The 17718-nt window shown below is 69.4% G+C and carries 14 protein-coding genes; 11 read left to right on the top strand and 3 right to left on the bottom strand.

Annotated elements, in window-relative coordinates; translation table 11 throughout:
• Positions 1-198: 198 nt before the first annotated feature.
• Genes ACFVHY_RS05135 through ACFVHY_RS05125 form a run of 3 tightly spaced genes read left to right on the top strand, consistent with a single transcriptional unit; the run spans position 199 to position 8208 of the window.
• The gene (locus tag ACFVHY_RS05135; protein WP_390269209.1) at positions 199-1431 is read left to right on the top strand and encodes an NUDIX domain-containing protein; all 1233 of its coding nucleotides are present in this window, start codon (positions 199-201) and stop codon (positions 1429-1431) included.
• Between the two features lie 58 nt (positions 1432-1489).
• Positions 1490-4132: a DUF6049 family protein gene (locus ACFVHY_RS05130; protein ID WP_390270326.1), complete on the top strand. Its 2643-nt coding sequence runs from the start codon at positions 1490-1492 to the stop codon at positions 4130-4132.
• Positions 4129-8208 carry a lipid II flippase MurJ gene (locus tag ACFVHY_RS05125; protein ID WP_390269206.1) on the top strand — a complete coding sequence of 1360 codons (4080 nt, stop codon included), beginning with the start codon at positions 4129-4131 and terminating at the stop codon, positions 8206-8208. Before ACFVHY_RS05130 ends, ACFVHY_RS05125 begins: the two co-directional genes overlap by 4 nt.
• 9 nt (positions 8209-8217) lie before the next feature.
• Here ACFVHY_RS05125 and ACFVHY_RS05120 read toward each other — a convergent pair whose 3' ends face one another.
• The 3 genes from ACFVHY_RS05120 to ACFVHY_RS05110 all read right to left on the bottom strand — a co-directional run bounded on the left by ACFVHY_RS05120 (position 8218) and on the right by ACFVHY_RS05110 (position 11229).
• Positions 8218-8988, bottom strand: a complete 771-nt coding sequence (locus ACFVHY_RS05120) for a MerR family transcriptional regulator (RefSeq protein WP_390269203.1) — start codon at positions 8986-8988, stop codon at positions 8218-8220.
• Positions 8975-10216 (bottom strand): MFS transporter, encoded by a 1242-nt coding sequence (locus ACFVHY_RS05115; RefSeq protein ID WP_390269200.1) that lies wholly within the window; start codon positions 10214-10216, stop codon positions 8975-8977. Before ACFVHY_RS05115 ends, ACFVHY_RS05120 begins: the two co-directional genes overlap by 14 nt.
• A gap of 77 nt (positions 10217-10293) precedes the next feature.
• Positions 10294-11229 carry a sterol desaturase family protein gene (locus ACFVHY_RS05110; protein ID WP_390269197.1) on the bottom strand — a complete coding sequence of 312 codons (936 nt, stop codon included), beginning with the start codon at positions 11227-11229 and terminating at the stop codon, positions 10294-10296.
• Between the two features lie 103 nt (positions 11230-11332).
• Between ACFVHY_RS05110 and ACFVHY_RS05105 the strand changes: the two genes are divergently transcribed.
• The 8 genes from ACFVHY_RS05105 to trxA all read left to right on the top strand — a co-directional run bounded on the left by ACFVHY_RS05105 (position 11333) and on the right by trxA (position 17633).
• Positions 11333-12046: a TetR/AcrR family transcriptional regulator gene (locus ACFVHY_RS05105; protein WP_390269194.1), complete on the top strand. Its 714-nt coding sequence runs from the start codon at positions 11333-11335 to the stop codon at positions 12044-12046.
• A gap of 453 nt (positions 12047-12499) precedes the next feature.
• On the top strand, positions 12500-13357 hold the full coding sequence (locus tag ACFVHY_RS05100; protein WP_390269191.1) for an SH3-like domain-containing protein: 858 nt from the start codon (positions 12500-12502) through the stop codon (positions 13355-13357).
• Positions 13354-14070, top strand: coding sequence for a thiocyanate hydrolase subunit gamma (gene scnC / locus ACFVHY_RS05095; RefSeq protein ID WP_390269188.1), 717 nt, complete (start codon positions 13354-13356; stop codon positions 14068-14070). Before ACFVHY_RS05100 ends, scnC begins: the two co-directional genes overlap by 4 nt.
• A 3-nt stretch (positions 14071-14073) precedes the next feature.
• A complete protein-coding gene (locus ACFVHY_RS05090) occupies positions 14074-14445 on the top strand; it encodes a thiocyanate hydrolase (protein WP_390269185.1) in 372 nt (123 codons plus the stop codon).
• A 96-nt stretch (positions 14446-14541) separates the two neighbouring features.
• A complete protein-coding gene (gene sigM / locus ACFVHY_RS05085) occupies positions 14542-15108 on the top strand; it encodes an RNA polymerase sigma factor SigM (RefSeq protein WP_058252981.1) in 567 nt (188 codons plus the stop codon).
• 191 nt (positions 15109-15299) lie between these two features.
• Positions 15300-16073: a hypothetical protein gene (locus ACFVHY_RS05080; RefSeq protein ID WP_390269181.1), complete on the top strand. Its 774-nt coding sequence runs from the start codon at positions 15300-15302 to the stop codon at positions 16071-16073.
• A 146-nt stretch (positions 16074-16219) separates the two neighbouring features.
• Positions 16220-17236 (top strand): thioredoxin-disulfide reductase, encoded by a 1017-nt coding sequence (trxB, locus tag ACFVHY_RS05075; RefSeq protein ID WP_390269178.1) that lies wholly within the window; start codon positions 16220-16222, stop codon positions 17234-17236.
• 58 nt (positions 17237-17294) lie between these two features.
• Positions 17295-17633, top strand: a complete 339-nt coding sequence (gene trxA, locus ACFVHY_RS05070) for a thioredoxin (protein ID WP_058252984.1) — start codon at positions 17295-17297, stop codon at positions 17631-17633.
• Positions 17634-17718: the final 85 nt, after the last annotated feature.

The raw sequence follows: 17718 nt of genomic DNA, 5'->3' as shown, positions 1-17718 counted from the left end.
AGACGCCGCCGCACCGGACGAGGAAGTGTCGTTCACGGCTTGCCACCCTACCGTCGTGACCCGCGACGACGACGCCGCACAGCTCGTCGGCGACGACTCATACACGCCCGGCGCACTCGCGACACTGCGAATCCACAACCTACGCGCCCTCGGAGGCGTCCGGACAAACTGCAGGTGACCAGCCGCTAGCATCGTGGAGTGTCCACCGATTCCTCGACCAACCCTTCAGACGTCAGCGGCGTCTCGTCGGGTGCGCACGGTGAGGGTGGCGGACAAGGCGAGCAGAACGCCTCCGGCCAGGGGCGTCGTGCCCGGCGCGGCCGACGCCGCCGGGGCCGGCGCAAGTCCGAGAACCGAGGTGCGGCGCCCGCTCACACCCCGACGGCGCACAGTCCCCACGGGCACAAACAGAGCGGTCATGCCCAACCCAAGAACAAACAGCCGACTCCCGGCCAGGCGGGCTCGCGGCCGGGCCACAAACCGGGCTCGCCCAACCCGGCCTCCGAACCGGCACCCACCACTCATCACCCGACTCCAAATGACCTCGCCCGCGCCCGGGCCGCCGATCCCGCGTGCCCGGATCCGGTCGAGGCCGAGCCCGTCGACAAGCTCCCGGTCGATCCCGAGCGTGCGCGACCCCGCGTCACCCCGCCGAAGCCGTCGGACATGGTCGCCGTCAGCGCCAAGCTCACCAAGACCGGTTTGACCCAGGCCGGCGGCAAAGCGTCGAAGGGTCGACGGCGCACGGCGCGGGCGGACCGCGCGTCCGAACGCCCGGTCGCCGAGCGCGCCCACCCCGACCGCGCGGGCAACGAGAAACTCCGCACCGTGCGCGAGACCTCGGCCGGGGGGCTCGTCATCTCCGACCTCGACCTCCCCGTCGACCAGTTGTCAGCCGCGCTCATCGGTCGCGTCGACCGTCGCGGCCGCACCATGTGGTCACTGCCCAAGGGACACATCGAAACCGGCGAGACCGCCGAGCAGACCGCCATCCGCGAGGTCGAGGAGGAGACCGGGATCCAGGGCACGGTGGTGGCACCGCTCGGCAAGATCGACTATTGGTTCGTCAGCGAAGGTCGTCGGATCCACAAGACCGTGCATCATTACCTGCTGCGGTGCACGGGCGGCGAGCTGTCCGACGCCGACTACGAGGTGTCCGAGGTGGCCTGGGTGCCGTTACACGAGCTCCCGCGTCGGCTCACGTACTCTGACGAGCGGCGACTCGCCCGGATGGCCCGGGGTGTGATCGCCGAACTCGCCGCCGACCCCACCCGGCTGGCCCAGTCCGAGGCCGACAGCATCCGCACCGAACCCAACGCCTATGAGAAAGCCGCCGCCGCGCGCAACCAGCGCCGCAACGAGCCACCGCCCCCGGTTCGTCCGCGCCGGCGCCGGCGCCGTCCACGACGGCCCGCGGCCGGCGATGGCTGAGCCGCGCCCGTCCGCCGCCGAGCCCCGTTCGTCTCGTTCTCTCGCCTTCTCGCATGCGATGCGGTCCGGCGCGCTCGCGACGCTGGCCTCCGCCGTGGTCCTGGCCGTTCTCGGTCTGACGGTCCTGTCCGGCGCGGTGGGACCGGCGTCGGCGGCGCCGGAGACGGCCACCAGCGGTTCCGATACGTCGGACCGGTCACCGAGCCGCTTCGCCCGGATCGTCATCGATTCGATGACCCCGAACATCGTGACCACGACCAGCCGGCCGGTGGTCACCGTCAGCGGACGCGTCGACAACGTCGGCGACCGGTCCATCACCGACCTCACCATCCGGCTCGAGCGCGGCGATCCGGTGGCGTCGGCCGCGGGCCTGCGCACCGACCTCGCCGACGACGATCCGGCCGTCGCCGTGGCCGGCCCCTTCGAGGCGCTGTCCGACTCGCTCGCCCCCGGCGAGAGCATCGGCTTCCGCATGTCGATGGCACTCTCGGCCAACAACGGTCCCGACGGCCAGGGCCTGGCCATCTCCCAGCCCGGCGTGTACCCGATGCAGGTCAACGTCAACGGCACCCCCGAGTACGGCAACACCGCGCAGGTCGCGGGATCGCGGATGCTGCTGCCGGTGTTGTCCCTGCCGCCCGACGACACCCGGGCCGCCGGTTACGTCGACCCGTCGACCGAGTACTCCGACGCCGACCCGGTCGCCGGGCTCGGGCCGGACGGGTCGGTGTCGGCGAACCTGTCCAGCCCGGCACGCATGACGATGGTGTGGCCGTTGGCCGCGCCACCGCAGCTCGCGCCGGGTGTGCTGGGCGGCAACACCGAACCGGTCCGGCTGATCAACGAGAACATGGCGCGGTCGCTCGCCGCCGGTGGCAGACTCGCCGAGCTCCTCGCCGCGCTGCAGCGGGTCGTCGGGGAACCCCCACCCGCACAATCGGATTCGGTGCCATCGGACACCCCGCCATCCGGGACACCGGAGAACCCGGAACCAAGCGCACTGCCCGGATCGGAGAAGCTCGCCGACAGCATGTGCCTGGCGATCGACCCCGACCTCGTCGTCACGGTGCGCGCGATGTCGCTGGGGTACGAGGTGTCCGACAATCCCGCCGATCCGAGGTCGACGACCCGGCCCGGCAACGGCGCGGAGGCCGCCGGTCGGTGGCTCGCCACCCTGCGATGGATCGCGCAGCGGATGTGTGTGGTGGCCCTGCCGTACGCGCAGGCCGACCTGACCTCCCTGACCCGGATCGGCAACACCGGCCTCACCGAGGCCGCGCTGCGGTCACCGGCGGACATCATCGACACCGTGCTCGGCGTCCGGAGCGTGCGCGGTCTCTCGATCCCCGCCTTGGGGGCGATCGACGCCGACGGCGCGGCCGCCCTCACCGAGGCCGAGATGACCGCGACCGCGGTGTCGTCGAACTCCATCGCGCCGGTCGGTCGCCGCGACGCCGCCGGCCGCTACCGGATCGGTGACCTCGCCGCCCAGACCTACGACGCGCCCGTCACCGCCTCGTTCGCCGCGCTCGGTACGGCACCGTCCACCCCCGCTCTGACGCCTCCGAGTCAGCGCGTCGACCTGTCCGACGAGTCCGAGGGAAGCAGGCGCCAGAGCGCGATCGGTGCCCTCGCCTATCCCGCGATCGCCGCGCCGGAACCCGGTCCGACCGCACCCGGGGCACGCCCGTCGCCCGACCCGGTCGTCGGCAGATCAGCGTTCCTGATGCCCCCGACGTACTGGTCGCCCACGTCCGCCGACGCCGAGGCCCTGTTCACCACCGCACGGCTGCTCCTCGAATCGGGTGCCGCGACACCGGCTCCGCTGTCGACGCTGGCCGCCGACCTCGGTTCCGCGCCCGAGCAGGCGCGGCTGGTCGACCCGCCCGGGGTCGGTCCGGTGGGCGAGGTGGGCTCGGTGCTGACGAGCGACGCGACCGGATCGATACGACGCAATGTCGAGGACAGCTGGCAGTTCGAGGGCGCCCTGGTGCGCTCGGCGGATGTCGCCGCCACCCCCGAGCGGTACATGTCGCCGCTGCGCGAGGACCAGCTCCGGGCGATCCGCTCCCCGGATGCCCAGGGGTCGGCCGTCTACACCCACCTGCGGCGCGCGCAGACCGAACGCATCGACGCGGTCTCGTCGACCCTGTACCGGATGTCGCAGTCGGTCACCATCCTCGATCCCGGCGGTCGTTACACGCTGGCCTCCGAGCGGAGTCCGCTGCTGCTGGTCGTGAGCAACGATCTCGCGCTCCCGGTGCGTGCCCGGATCACCACGTCCGAGCCCGCGGGCATCGAGATCGGCGACCTCGGGGTGATCGAGATCCCGGCGCGCGGCACCCGGCAGATCCAGCTGCCCACCCAGGGCGACGCTTCCGAGGCGATCAGTGTGCAGATCCGGTTGTCGACGGTCACCGGCGTGCCACTGGGCCAGCCGATCAGCCTGTCGGTGCACACCAACGCGTACGGCAAGCCGCTGTTCTACATCACGATCATCGCCGCTGCAGCGCTCGTCCTGCTCACCGCGCGTCGCCTCTGGCATCGTTTCCGCGGCCAGCCCGATCCCGCCGACGCCGACCGTCCCGAGCCCGACGAACTCGAGCGAATGCTTGCCGGAAGCGGGTATCAGGAGCGACGCCGTACCCTGCAGAGCGAGGGTCGGACGCACGGCGAGGAACCGGGCGACGACCCTCCATGACCGACATCAGACGACCCGAGGACGGCGGCCCTAGCGACGTGACCCGGAACGATGAGCCGCGTGCACCGCGGTCGGGGACACCCGGCCCGGTGCCGCCCCAGCGTCCCGAGCGCGCCGCACCCCAGCGGATTCCGCCGAACCGGGTTCCGGGTGGCCGGGTCCCTCCGACGCGGATCCCGCCCGGGTCCCGGGATCCGGGACCCACTGCGCCACGGCCTGCTGCACCGCGATCGCCCGACGCGCGGTCTGCGGCCCCACGACCCGCGCCGCCGCGGCCGGGCGGGCCGGCACCCTCGGCCCCGCGTCCGCCCGCGCCATCGGCACCTACTCCACCGACCCCGCCGGCGCGGCCGGACGTGTCACCGGACCAGAACAACGCCCGGGTCATGACCGCGTCCGATCCCCGTCGACGGTCGAACGGTCCGATGGCCGCCGGCGCGGTGTCCGTTCAGAAGACCCCCGACGAGAAGGCGCCCGACGGGAAAGCGTCGTCGACCGGTCTGGCGCGGGACTCGGACTCGAGCATCCTGCGCACCAGCGGGTCGATCGCGATCGCCACCCTGTTCAGTCGCATCACCGGTTTCCTGCGGACCGTGCTCATCCTCGCGATGCTCGGCCCTGCCATCGCCTCGGCGTTCCAGGCGGCCGACGTGTTGCCGAACATGATCGCCGAGGTCGTCCTCGGCGCCGTACTGACGGCGATCGTGATCCCGCTGCTCGCCCGGGCCGAGGCCGAGGACGACGACGGCGGCGAGGGCTTCATCAACCGGATCTTCACCATCACCGTCGTCGTCCTCGGGACCGCGACGGTGTTGGCGGTGATCGCGGCGCCGCTGCTCACCTACCTGAATCTGGGGGACGGGCAGGTCAATCGCGAGCTGTCCACCGCGCTCGCCTACCTGCTGTTGCCGGAGATCCTGTTCTACGGCCTGTCCGCGCTGTTCATCGCGATCCTCAACCTGCGCGGCTACTTCAAGCCGGGTGCGTGGGCGCCCGTCCTGAACAACGTCGTGCAGATCACCACGCTCGTGCTGTACGAGGCGGTGCCCGGCGAGATCACCCTCAACCCCGTCCGGATGACCGATCCGCAGCTCCTGGTGCTCGGTATCGGTTGCACGACCGGTGTCGTGCTCCAGGCGCTGATACTGGTGCCGTTCCTCCGCAAGTCGGGGGTGCGGCTGCGCCTGCAGTGGGGCATCGACGCGCGCCTGCGCCAGTTCGGGAACATGGCCGTCGCGATCGTCGCGTATGTGGCGCTGCTCCAGGTGGGACTGATCGCGACCTACCGGATCGCGTCGTCAGCCGACGCGTCCGGGGTCAGCATCTACTTCACCCACTGGCAGTTGCTGCAGCTCCCGTACGGCGTGCTGGGCGTGACCATCCTGACCGCGATCATGCCGCGACTGTCACGCAACGCCACCGCCGACGACACCAAGGCCGTCGTCGACGACCTCTCCCTCGCGACGCGACTCACGATGGTCGCCCTCGTCCCGGTCGTGTCGTTCATGACGTTCTTCGGACCGGCCATCGCCATCGCCGTGTTCAACTTCGGCAAGTTCGACGCCGCCTCCGCGTCGCAGCTGGGTTCGGTGCTGTCGTGGGGTGCGTTCACCCTCATCCCGTACTCCATGACCCTCGTCCAGCTGCGCGTGTTCTACGCCCGCGAGGACGCGTGGACCCCGACGTTCATCGCGCTGGGCATCACCGTGGTGAAGGTGGTGTCGTCGTACCTGGGGCCGGTGCTCTTCGACGATCCCGAACTCGTCGTGCGCTGGCTCGCGTTGTCCAATGGGTTGGGCTATCTGGTCGGTGCCGTCGTCGGTCACTTCCTGCTCCGCAGCCGTCTGCGCGGAGCCCGCCTCTCGGATGTCGCACGCACATCCGTCGTCACCCTCGCCGTCTCCGTCGGCGTCTCCGCCACCGTGTGGGCCGTAGCGAAACTCACCGGCCTCGACGACATGATCGGCTGGCTGGGCAAGGTGGGGTCGGTCCTCTACCTCGGGCTGACCGCCGCGGTGGTGCTCGCGGTGACCTACGCCGGCCTCGCCGCGGCCCGCGTACCGGATGTCGTCGCGATCGGGCTGGCCGTACGCCGTCTCCTCGGCCGGTTCATCCCGGCGCTAGCGCCGCCGCCGCAGCCCGAACGTGAACAGTCACCGGCGATCACAGTTCAGTTTCCGCGCGTCACCGGCGACGAATCGCTCCCGTACTCTGGTCAGGTACAGGTGCTGCGCCGCTTCGACAGAGGTACCGCGACGTGGCAGTCGTACTCCGTACACTCCGGTGGCGCGATCGGCACGACCCGGGATGTGCGCCCCATCCCCGAACGCGCGCCGGTACCGCGCGACATCAGATACCGCAGGAGAGGAGTCCGTCGCGTGAGTGACAGTGAGGTCGACACCACTGCTGCCACCGGGCCGCCCGCCGAGCCCCGAGCCGGCGACGCACCCACTCCACCGACCCCGACTCCCGCCGCCGAGACCGGTGCGGCCGACAGCCCGGCGAGCCCACGCCGCCGCGGACCGCGCCTCATCCCCGGCGCGGCGGTCGCCGGCGGCCGGTATCGACTGCTCGAGCAGCACGGCGGCACCCGCGGTCTGCAGTTCTGGCGGGCCCAGGACATCAACCTCGACCGCGAGGTCGCGCTGACCTTCGTAGACGCCGAGCAACTCGCACCGCCGCCCGAGCGTGGTCAGGCCGCCAAGTTGTCCGATCAGGGACCGCAGGCCGTGTTGTCGCGCACCCTGCGCCTGGGCCAGATCAACTCCGACGGAGTGGCACGGGTCCTCGACGTCGTCCGCGGATCGTCGGGCGGCATCGTCGTCGCCGAATGGGTGCCCGGATCGTCCCTGGCGGACGTCGCCGGGTCGGGACCGTCGCCGATCGGCGCCGCGCGGGCAGTGCGTTCACTCGCCGCGGCCGCCGAGATCGCCCACCGCTCCGGTGGCGCGCTGTCCATCGACCATCCCGACCGCATCCGCATCAGCCACGACGGCAATGCCGTGCTGGCGTTCCCTGGCACCCTCGCCGGGGACGACAAGGCGTCCGATGTCCGCGGCCTCGGGGCCGTGCTGTACGCGCTCCTGCTCAACCGCTGGGCGCTCGATCCCGCGGACGGATCCCGGCTGATCACCAACGCCGACTCCACCGAGCCCGTGGGTGGGATCCCCGTGGCCACGCCCGGTGAGGACGGCCAGCCGGTCGAGCCGCGGCTCAGCAAGCCCGACATCCCGTTCGAGATCTCGGCGGTCGCGGCGCGCGCGCTCGACGGTTCCCGCGGGATCCGTACCGCGGCCACGGTGCAGCACGTCCTCGATCAGGCCACGGTCGTCGACCTGAACACCGACATGTTGCCGGCCATCACCGACGCCGACGCCCCGCCGCCGGTGAGCGTGGCGCCCCGACTGGGTGCCGGTGGCGACGAGAAGCCACCGCGCCGCAACCTGGCGCTGCTCATCGGGGCCGGACTCCTCGCCCTGTTCATCGTGATCGCGCTGATCGTGGGTGCCACCAACATCTTCGGCGGCAGCAGCGGCTCGAGCGACATCGACTCGATCCTCACCACGACCGAGCCCTCGCCGCCGCCCGGCGCCCAGCCGCCGCCCGGCGCCCAGCCGCCGCCGACGCCCGCGGCCCCGCAACCCATTGCGCTGCAGTCGGTCTCGGTCGTCGACTTCTCCGCGCAGACGCCGGACAATTCGGCGAACGTACGCAACGTGATCACCGGAGCCGCCCCGCCGTGGCAGACCGACAACTACCGCGGACGTCCGGACTTCGGCGGACTCAAGCCGGGGCTGGGCCTCATGTTCGACCTCGGAGCGGAACGCCCGGTGCGGTCGGTCACCATCGAGAGTCCGACGCCCGGGATCAGCGTCGAGATCCGTACGTCGCCGTCGGCGCGTCCGGCGTTCGCCCGGACGACGCCGGTGGCGTCGGGTCAGGTGGACCAGGCGTCCACCACGATTCCGATCGCCCAGCCGCCGACCACCCGCTACGTCATGGTGTGGCTCACGAGCCTGCCGAGTTCGGGAAGCGGCTACCAGGCCGAGATCTCGCGCGTCACGATGGCCGGCTGACGCTCATCGTCAGGTGTTCAGGCGCGTGGTGAGTAGCGCAATCGCCTGCCGCTGACGTTCGTTGAGACGCCCCTCGACGAGTTCGCCCAGGAGGCGGGCGGACGCGCCCAGCTCGATCGGGGGCTCGGGGTCCGGGAGGTCGGCGAAAGCCTTTGCCACGACCGCCAGGAACCTGTCCACCAGGTTTGTGATGTCGTCAGCGCTGTCATGGCCGGCGCCATCGGCGCCGAGCCTGCCGAACTCGTCGATGAGACCGACGACCGAACCGATGATCGTCGGGTCGCTGAGCCGTTCGTAGAAGGACGCGAGCTCGGCCATCCCGTCCGCGCCGACGAGATGGGTCAGCAGAACCGACCCGTCGCGGTCCACTCGCGCCACGGCTGCAGGCACCCCGGCATCCGCGTAGGCGGCGAAGTACCGGGCGAGCTCGGGCGGGATGTCGGGAGAGGTGCGATGGGTGCGAAGATGCGCGATCGCTGCTCGCTGTTCCCGAAGTCGCGCAATCTGATCCGCGAGTTCGCGATCCAGATCCTCCAGAAACGAGTCGGTTGCGCCCGGGCCGGCTCCAGCAGAATCGTCGAGGAGGCCGGACATTCGGTCCAGTGGAATGCCCAGCGACGAGAGGCGTTTGATGCGCAGAACCCGGACCAGATCCTCGACGTCGTAGGTCCGGTAGCCGTTCGAGCGTCGCGCGGGCTCGGCGAGGACGCCCACCTGGTGGTAGTGCCGCAGGGCCCGAACGCTGACGCCGGCAAGACCGGCAAGTTCACCGCTGCGCATCGATTGTCACCGCCTCGTGTGCGATCGGCCGCTGTTCGTCGGCCTCCAGGTTACGGAGAACCGGGCGGGTGAACAGTGCGACGCCGATAAGCCAGACCAGCGGTACCACCACTGCCGCGGCTTCCACGCTGCCGTACTCGGTGACCAACGCGGCGACGACGATACCGACGGTGGGTGCGGCGGTCATGATCGCGTTCTGCGTCCCCATGATCCGCCCCCTCATCGCTTCGGGGATCCGCTCGATCATCAGTACGCCGATGAGGCTTCCGAACACACCGTTCGCGACCCCGACCAGAACCGCGCCACCGAAGACCGCGGCAATCGAGGCGAGGCCCGCGATCACCGCGAAACCCGCTGTGGTACCGACGAGTCCGGCCACCAGCCAGATCGCTCTCCGCCCACGGGCACCGGCGGCCGCGTAGACACCACCGCCGAGTAGCGATCCCGCGGCCAGCGCCGTCAGGACGAAGCCGAGCATCCCCGGCTCGTCGACCATCGTGAAGTAGACCGGGAGCACCAGGCCCTGGAAGCCGGTCAGCACGACGACCGCGGCCACGCCGAGCATCGTCGTCGCCACGAGGAACCGACTTCGGGCGAGAACCCGCCAGCCGGCGCGGAGTTCGGCCCACGCGCCACCCGCCCGGGTACCTGCCGAGGCCACCTCCCCGACGGGACGAGGGATGAGAAGGGTGCACACCGCGGCCGCTGCTGATGTGGCTGCAGTGACCCAGAGCAGCGTCGAGCCACCGAACACGGCCATCAGCGTCCCGGCCAGCGCCGGGCCCAGGAGCAGCGCCACCGCACCGAAGCTCTCGCGGAGACCGACGAGCCGCTCGGAGGTGAGCGAACCGGAACGCACGATCGCCGGGAGCAGAGCGTCCCGAGCGGTCAGTCCGGGGACGTCCCCGAGCGAACCGAGGATCCCGAAGAGGATGAACCAGCCGAGCGCCAGCCCCCAGATCATGTCGACGACCGGAAGCGCGGCGACGCACGCAGCGGATATCAGATCGGTCAGCACCGACGAGGTGCGTTTGTTGATCCGATCGATGACGACGCCCATGAACATGCCCGCGACGATCGCGGGGACAGCCGTCGACGCGGCGACGATCCCTGCTCCCAGTGCGCTGCCCGTGACATCGAGAACGATCAGCGGGAAAGCCACTGCGGCGATCGCGTTTCCGAGGACCGAGAGCAGGTACGAGGCGAGATAGGCAACGGGTGTGCGCATGCCCCCAGTCGAAACCATGACGTAGGGACGGGGTCAACTCCGCGCGTACAGGTGGTCACCTGCGCCCGTCGCGCCGGTCAGTGGCCGGCCGACGGAGATCGACGGACGGAATCCGCGGCCGACACCGACGCCTCCTGTCCGACCTGATCGCGCGGCGTCCATCCCGGCGGTCCGAAGACGTGACCGAGTCGGGCACGCCACGACGATGCGGCGCGGACATCACGAGCGATCGCGGCGTACTCGTGCGTCTGCAGACGCAGGATGTTGTAGGTGTCCACCGGTTTGGTCAAGCCGTAGCGGGGTCGGCGGATCTCCGGCGCGAACGTGCCGAACACGCGGTCCCACAGGATGAAGACCCCGCCGTAGTTGCGGTCGAGGTACTCGGGGTCGCGTCCGTGGTGCACGCGATGATGTGATGGTGTGTTGAACACGAATTCGATGGGTGCCCACAGTTTTCCGATCCGCTCGGTGTGAATCCAGAACTGGTAGATCAAATTCAGCGAGTAGGCGGCGAACACCAGTGCGGGCGGGATGCCCAGGAGCGGCAGCGGGATCCACATCAGCACCGCGGCGCTGATGTTCCACTTCTGCCGCAGCGCCGTCGCGAAGTTGAAGTACTCGCTGGAGTGATGGGCCTGATGGGTCGCCCACACCAGGCGGACCCGATGCGAGACGCGATGACTCCAGTAGAAGAGGAAGTCCACGCCCAGGAAGGCGATCACCCACGTGTACCACTCGTCCGCGGGCAGCTGCCACGGGGCGACATAGGCGAACAGCACGCTGTACAGCAGGAGTCCGAGGGATTTCCAGAAGGCGCTGGTCGCGATCGACACCAGTCCCATCGAGACGCTCGACCGCGCGTCCCGCGAGTCGTAGGCGCCCGGCGGCGCCGTGTCGGTGTCATCGTGCTCGAGCTTGGCCGCGGCGAACCACTCGATGGCCAGCAGGGTGACGAAGAACGGGACCGCGAGCACGGTCGGCTCACGCATCGGCTCCGGCAAGAACTCCAGCACGATTGTCCCCTCACAGCGATATCTGACACGACGCCATGTCACTTACGTCTGACAAGGTAACGTGTCAGAAGATCCGCTGTAAAGACCCCGGGAGGGAGTTCGCGTGACAGCCGTACCGGAACCGACCCCGTCGACGGCGACCCCGCCCGGGCGACGCTATGGCGGGGCCGATCCGACGCAGAGGCGCGAACGACGCCGAGCCGCCCTGATCGCGGCCGGGCTCGATGCCTTCGGAACCGACGGGTACGCGAACGTGTCGGTGAAGGGGATCTGCGACCTCGCCGGGCTGACGCAGCGGTACTTCTACGAGTCCTTCACCGACCGCGCGGCACTGCTCGTCGCCGTGTACGACGACTGTGTCGACTTCGTCAGGGCGGCGACCGTCGATGCCGCGGCGGCGATCGTCGACGCCGCCCCCGGATCATCGGACTCGGTGGAAGGCGTTGCCGCCGAGCGCGTTCCAGAGGTCACACGAGCGGCTCTCGGCGCGTTCATGTCCTGCCTCGCCGACGATCCCCGACGCGCGCGCGTGATGCTCGTCGAAGTGGTGGGGGTGTCCCCGGACATCGAGCGGGTCCGGATGCGCGCGATCCACGACTGGGCCGCGCTCATCCTGGCGCTCGCTCGCGGCTCGCGACCGACGTCGGACCGCGAACGGCTGGCGTCGGTGGGCCTGGTCGGGGCAGTCACCCAGCTTCTCGTCGACTGGTACGTCGCCGGTGCGGGGGAGGCCGACGCGGAACGCTACGCGCTCGACGAGATCCTCGACGTCTGTGTGGAGCTCTTCGTCGCCGCCTACGGCCGGCTTCTGACCTGACCCTTCGAGGCTGCTCCCTGATCCGCAAGAAGTGACCCCCATCGCTCCCTGAATCCGAAAGAACTACAGAACCGCTGCTGTGTTGGGGTGACAGCGATGCCCTCCCTCTGCTCCCTGAGGTGCGAGGAGCGCAAGCGACGAGCCAGGAAGGGTTGCCGACGCATCTCACCAGGACCCTTCGTGACGCGCCCTCCGCAAGCTCCGGGCGCTCCTCAGGGAGCAGGGGTTGGTCGCCCGCTCCGCAAGCTCTAGGCGCTCCTCACGGAGCAGGAGTTGGTCGCCCGCTCCGCAAGCTCCGGGCGCTCCTCACGGAGCAGAGCGGGCCAGCGGTCTGTCGTTCGTTCGGATCGGGGAGCAAGGGCGTGCCGAAAACGCTCCTGAACCCCGCGGCCGGAGTGTAAGTTCTCCTGCAACTGCGCTGCAACCGTCGGACAAGGGTCCGGGAGGTGTCCGGTGACCACTGCCGAACAACGTGCGAGACGACTCGAACTCGTTGCGCGACTTGAGTCCTCGTATCCCGAGCTGCCGGATGCCCCGACGCCCGATCTTCTCGACCACGATCGCTTCGTCGCCTACATGAAGCCGGTGCACGACGTCGGGGGCGAGCCCGACGCACCGATCACCTACGAGGGCAAGGCGTACGAGGAATGGGAGCACATGACCTATGTCATGTGTGAGGTGCTCGCCTGGCGCGGGATCTGGTTGTCCGAAGAGCGGCGTCGGATCGGCAACGTCGACGTCGGTCGCGCGGTCTACCTCGGAATCCCGTACTACGGACGCTGGTTGCTGGCTGTCGCCAGAATTCTCGTCGAGAAGCACCACATCGCGCTCGGCGAGCTCAGTGAACGCATGCTCGAGGTTCGGGAGCGATACGCGGGCGGACTGGACGGCCGGCGGCTCGAGGCCCGCCCGCGCGGCGTCGGTGACGGATCCGACGTCCCGCGGAACACACACCACCGGCACGCGATCGGAATCGGCGACCCGCAGATCTACGCCGGGCGGGCGGGCGACGCCGCATTCGGCATCGGGGACCGGGTCCGGGTCCGCGAGCTGCCCGTCCTGTTGTACACGCGGACACCGGAATACGTCCGGGGCGCGGTCGGCGAGGTCGCGGCCGTCGCCTACGAGAGCCCAGCGCCCGAGGACGAGACCTGGGGTCTCTCCGACGCCCAACCGGAGTGGTTCTACGTGGTCCGGTTCACCATGGGCGACCTCTGGCACGGCTACACCGGGCCCGCCGACGACACCCTGCAGACCGAGATCCCCGAACGCTGGCTCGAATCCGCCGGCGGAGAGGACGATCGCCGATGAGCGACGATCACGACTCCCACGACCACGACCACGACCAGACGGTCAAGCCGATGGTCGACGAGATCACCGACTTCGAGGTTCTCGAGATCGCGCTGCGTGAGCTGTGCATCGAGAAGGGACTCTTCACCGCCGAGGAGCACCGCCGCTTCACCGAGTTCGCCGAACAGATCGGCCCGACGCCCGCTGCGACGCTCGTCGCCCGGGCCTGGCTCGACCCCGAGTTCGAGCGGTTGGCACTCGACGACCCGATGGCCGCCAGCAAGGTGGTCGGCGTCGACTGGCTCGAACCGACCGGTTTCGGAACCCCCAGCGATTTCACGGCTTTCGAGATCCTCGCCGACACCCCCACAATCCATCACGTGATCGTTTGTGCGCTGTGCTCGTGCTATCCGCGCCCGATCCTGGGGAACTCGCCCGAGTGGTACCGAACGCCGAACTACCGCCGCCGGATGGTGCGGTGGCCGCGACAGGTGCTGTCCGAGTTCGGACTCCAGCTCCCGGAGGGCGTGTCCGTACGCGTGCAGGACTCCAATCAGAAGCACCGCTTCATGGTGATGCCGCAGCGCCCGGCAGGCACCGAAGGATGGACCGAGCAGCAGCTGTCGGAGATCATCACCCGCGACTGCCTCATCGGCGTCGCGCTCCCCAGACCGGGTGTCACCACCAACGTCGTCTCGACCATCCGCCCGGCCGTCCACCCGGCGGGGGAGTAGCCGATGACCGAGGACGGACGCACCGGATCATCCCACGGGCCACTCGGGGAGATCGTCGACCGGAACCAGGTGTGGCACCGGATGGCCGCGAAATACGGTGTGGAGAACCCTGTTCCACCGTGGAAGACAAGCCTCGACGGTCTCTGCGATGCGCTCGACCGGGTCGCCGACTCCACCGCGGTGAGCGCGGGTACCCCCGGCGTCGTCGAACGACGCGACGAGGAGGACCGGCTGTCGGCGACCATCTACGCCGACCTGCCCTACCCCGAGAACCAACTGGTCGCCCTGGCACACACACTGCTCGACCGCGGGGTCATCGACGAGAGTGAGTTGCGGACGCGGCTGGCTGCGGTGCGCGCCCGCCTGGAGTCCTGACCGGCCGGCCTGAGGACAGATCCGTCACCCGGCGACAGCTGTGCACAGCCGTCGCTCCAACGGATGACGCGGTGTCGGCTCCACTACTCTCAGCCCATGCCCGGGGGGAACGACGCGATCGACACGCGTAGCGACGAGCAGCTTCTGCATGCTCACCTCGCCGGTGACCCACACGCCTTCTCCGATCTCATCAGCCGCCATCTCGATTACCTGTGGTCGGTGGCGCTGCGGACCAGCCAGAATCCCGAGGATGCCGCAGACGCGTTGCAGGACGCCCTCTTCGCCGCGCATCGGACCGCACACGACTTCCGGTCCGATGCCAAGGTGACGAGTTGGCTGCACCGGATCGTCGTGAACGCCGGCCTCGATCGCATCCGACGGAACAAGGTCCGCAGAACCGTGCCGCTGCCGGAATGGGACGTGGTCTCCATCGCCGACACCACCGACGACATCGCCGCTGTCGACCTGTCGGTGTCGATCGGGCGGGCGCTGCACGTCCTCCCCGAAGGGCAACGAGCGGCCATCGTCGCCGTCGACATCGAGGGTTACACGGTCGCCGAAGCGGCCGAGATCCTCGGTGTCGCCGAGGGCACGATCAAGAGTCGATGCGCTCGCGGCCGCCTCAAACTCGCCCAGGTCCTCGGACATCTGCGGAGCGGCTGACTCGTCATCACCCCGATTGGTCCATCCCGTTCCCGACAGATCGCGGTCCGGGGGAACCGAATCGGGGCGGGCCGCGTCCAAGTATCCGACGGATCGCGACCGGGAGTCCGCCTCCTTCTGACCCGACTCCGCTCGTGAACCAGCCGAACTCCACGAACGCCCGCCATCCCCCGGAATGGAAGACTGACACCATGACCCCTCGGGGACCAGACGACCACGAGACCGGCGATCTACCGGACCCGCCGTATTCGGCGGAGATCCTCGCCGACCTGCACGCCGGTGCACTGCCCGACCGGACAGCCGCACACATCCGTTCCCGCATCGTCGATGACGTTGCCGGGCAATCGATCCTGGCCGCGTTGGATCACACCTCCGACGATCTGCGCTCCGCCGGTCCGGCACCCGCGCCCGTTCCCGACCAGGTCCGTGCAGACGTCGCGACCACCCTCGCCGCGCTCGGCCCGGATCCCGCACCGGTCGACATCTCGGCCGGCCGCCGCAGGCGTCGACCCGACCGTTCCCGATCGCGCGACGACCGTCGAATTGCCGGCCGTCTGTTACTGGCTGCCGCCGCGGTCATCATCGTCGCGGTCGGAACGGTCGGGGTACTGCGGCTGGTCTCGACGCCCGACGCGACCGGTCCCGGGCAGACACCGCGCGCCCAGTCGTCGTCGGTCCCGACCCCGGCGGGTCCCGCGGGCGTCGCGGTCGCACTCTCGGTCCTCGGCCGTACCGACGGAGCACCGTTCGGTTCCGTGGAGGCGCTCCGCCGCTGCACCGCCGCGCACCTGGTACCGGTCGAGGTGGTGATCGTGGGTTCCGGTCGCATCCTCGTCGACGGCACCGGGGCCGCCGCGATTCTCTTGTCGACGGGCGTGGCAGGACGTTTCGACGCGCTGATCGTCGGCCTCGACTGTGACCTGGGAAACCCGGCGCTGATCTCACGGGGCATCGTCGGCGGGTGACCGGCACGTCGCGAAACCCAGGGCTGCGCCGACCGGCCGGGGCACGCGTCGCGTCAGCGGGAACATCTCCGCCTACCCTGGTGTTGAAGCAGCCGTGACCCGCCTGGACTGGGCGGGTCTCGCTAAACCCACAGCACGGAGGACAAGTGAGCCAGCCAGAGACCCAGCAGATCCACGAGTTGATCATCATCGGATCTGGTCCTGCCGGGTACACCGCAGCGATCTACGCCGCGCGCGCCGAGCTATCTCCCATCGTCTTCGAGGGCACCCAGTTCGGTGGCGCCCTGATGACGACCACCGAGGTGGAGAACTTCCCCGGTTTCCAGACCGGTATCCAGGGTCCGGCGTTGATGGACGAGATGCGAGAGCAGGCCATCCGCTTCGGCGCCGACCTGCGCATGGAGGACGTGGACACCGTCCGGCTGACCGACCGGATCAAGGAGGTCGAGGTCGGCGGGGAGATCTACCGGGCTCGCGCCGTCATCCTCGCCATGGGCGCGGCGGCGCGCTATCTCGGCATCGAGGGGGAGCAGCAGCTCCTCGGCCGCGGTGTGTCCGCCTGTGCCACCTGTGACGGTTTCTTCTTCAAGGACCAGGACATCGCCGTCATCGGCGGCGGCGACTCCGCGATGGAAGAGGCCACGTTCCTGACCAAGTTCGCGCGAAGTGTCACGCTGGTCCACCGTCGTGACGAGTTCCGGGCGTCGAAGATCATGCTCGAGCGGGCACGTGCCAACGACAAGATCCGTTTCGTCACCAATGCCGCGGTGCAGTCCGTGGTCGGCGACGGTTCGGTGTCGGGCCTGAAGGTCGAGGACACGCGCACCGGCGAGGTCAGCACCCTTGATGTGACCGGCATGTTCGTCGCGATCGGCCACGATCCGCGCAGCGAGCTGGTCCGCGGGCAGGTCGATCTGGATCCCGAGGGTTACGTGCTGGTTCAGGGACGTACGACCCTCACTTCTCTTCCCGGCGTGTTCGCCGCCGGGGACCTCGTGGACCACACCTACCGACAGGCCATCACCGCCGCGGGCAGTGGATGTTCGGCGGCCATCGACGCCGAGCGCTGGCTGGCCGAGCAGGGTGAGGCAGCCGACCTCACCGTGGACGACGCCGAGGCGGCCTCCGTTTCCGAGATCGACGCTGTTCAGGCACCCGCCTGAACCGTCAACCACTTACCACCTGGGCCACACGGCCCGGTCCGACCAAGGAGATCAGATCATGGGTGCACACACCGTTGCCGTCACCGACACCACGTTCAAGGACGCCGTTCTCGGCGCCGACAAGCCGGTTCTGGTGGACTTCTGGGCCACCTGGTGCGGTCCCTGCCGGATGGTCGCTCCGGTTCTCGAGGAGATCGCTCGCGACCACGGCGACAAGCTGACGGTCGCCAAGCTCGATGTCGACGAGAGCCCGTCGACCGCGCGCGACTTCCAGATCATGTCCATCCCGACCATGATCCTGTTCGACAAGGGTCAGCCGGTGAAGACGATCGTGGGCGCCAAGGGCAAGGCCGCTCTGCTTCGTGAGCTCGACTCGGTCGTCGGCCAGTCGGCCTGACGACCTGCGATTCTCCGCACATCGACGCGACAGTCCGACGGGTGAACGACGTTGCCGTTCCACCCGCGGACTGTTTGCGTTGGTA

It is taken from the genome of Gordonia sp. NPDC127522, from assembly GCF_042672305.1.
GTDB classification, from domain to species: domain Bacteria; phylum Actinomycetota; class Actinomycetes; order Mycobacteriales; family Mycobacteriaceae; genus Gordonia; species Gordonia hongkongensis.
This window is presented reverse-complemented; position numbering and strand designations above follow the sequence as displayed.

Coding starts and splice junctions, on each gene's coding strand:
- ACFVHY_RS05130 (WP_390270326.1), top strand. CDS start 1,490: ATGCGGTCCGGCGCGCTCGCGACGCTGGCCTCCGCCGTGGTCCTGGCC.
- ACFVHY_RS05125 (WP_390269206.1), top strand. CDS start 4,129: ATGACCGACATCAGACGACCCGAGGACGGCGGCCCTAGCGACGTGACC.
- ACFVHY_RS05120 (WP_390269203.1), bottom strand. CDS start 8,988: ATGCGCAGCGGTGAACTTGCCGGTCTTGCCGGCGTCAGCGTTCGGGCC.
- ACFVHY_RS05115 (WP_390269200.1), bottom strand. CDS start 10,216: ATGCGCACACCCGTTGCCTATCTCGCCTCGTACCTGCTCTCGGTCCTC.
- scnC (WP_390269188.1), top strand. CDS start 13,354: ATGAGCGACGATCACGACTCCCACGACCACGACCACGACCAGACGGTC.
- ACFVHY_RS05090 (WP_390269185.1), top strand. CDS start 14,074: ATGACCGAGGACGGACGCACCGGATCATCCCACGGGCCACTCGGGGAG.
- sigM (WP_058252981.1), top strand. CDS start 14,542: ATGCCCGGGGGGAACGACGCGATCGACACGCGTAGCGACGAGCAGCTT.
- ACFVHY_RS05080 (WP_390269181.1), top strand. CDS start 15,300: ATGACCCCTCGGGGACCAGACGACCACGAGACCGGCGATCTACCGGAC.
- trxA (WP_058252984.1), top strand. CDS start 17,295: ATGGGTGCACACACCGTTGCCGTCACCGACACCACGTTCAAGGACGCC.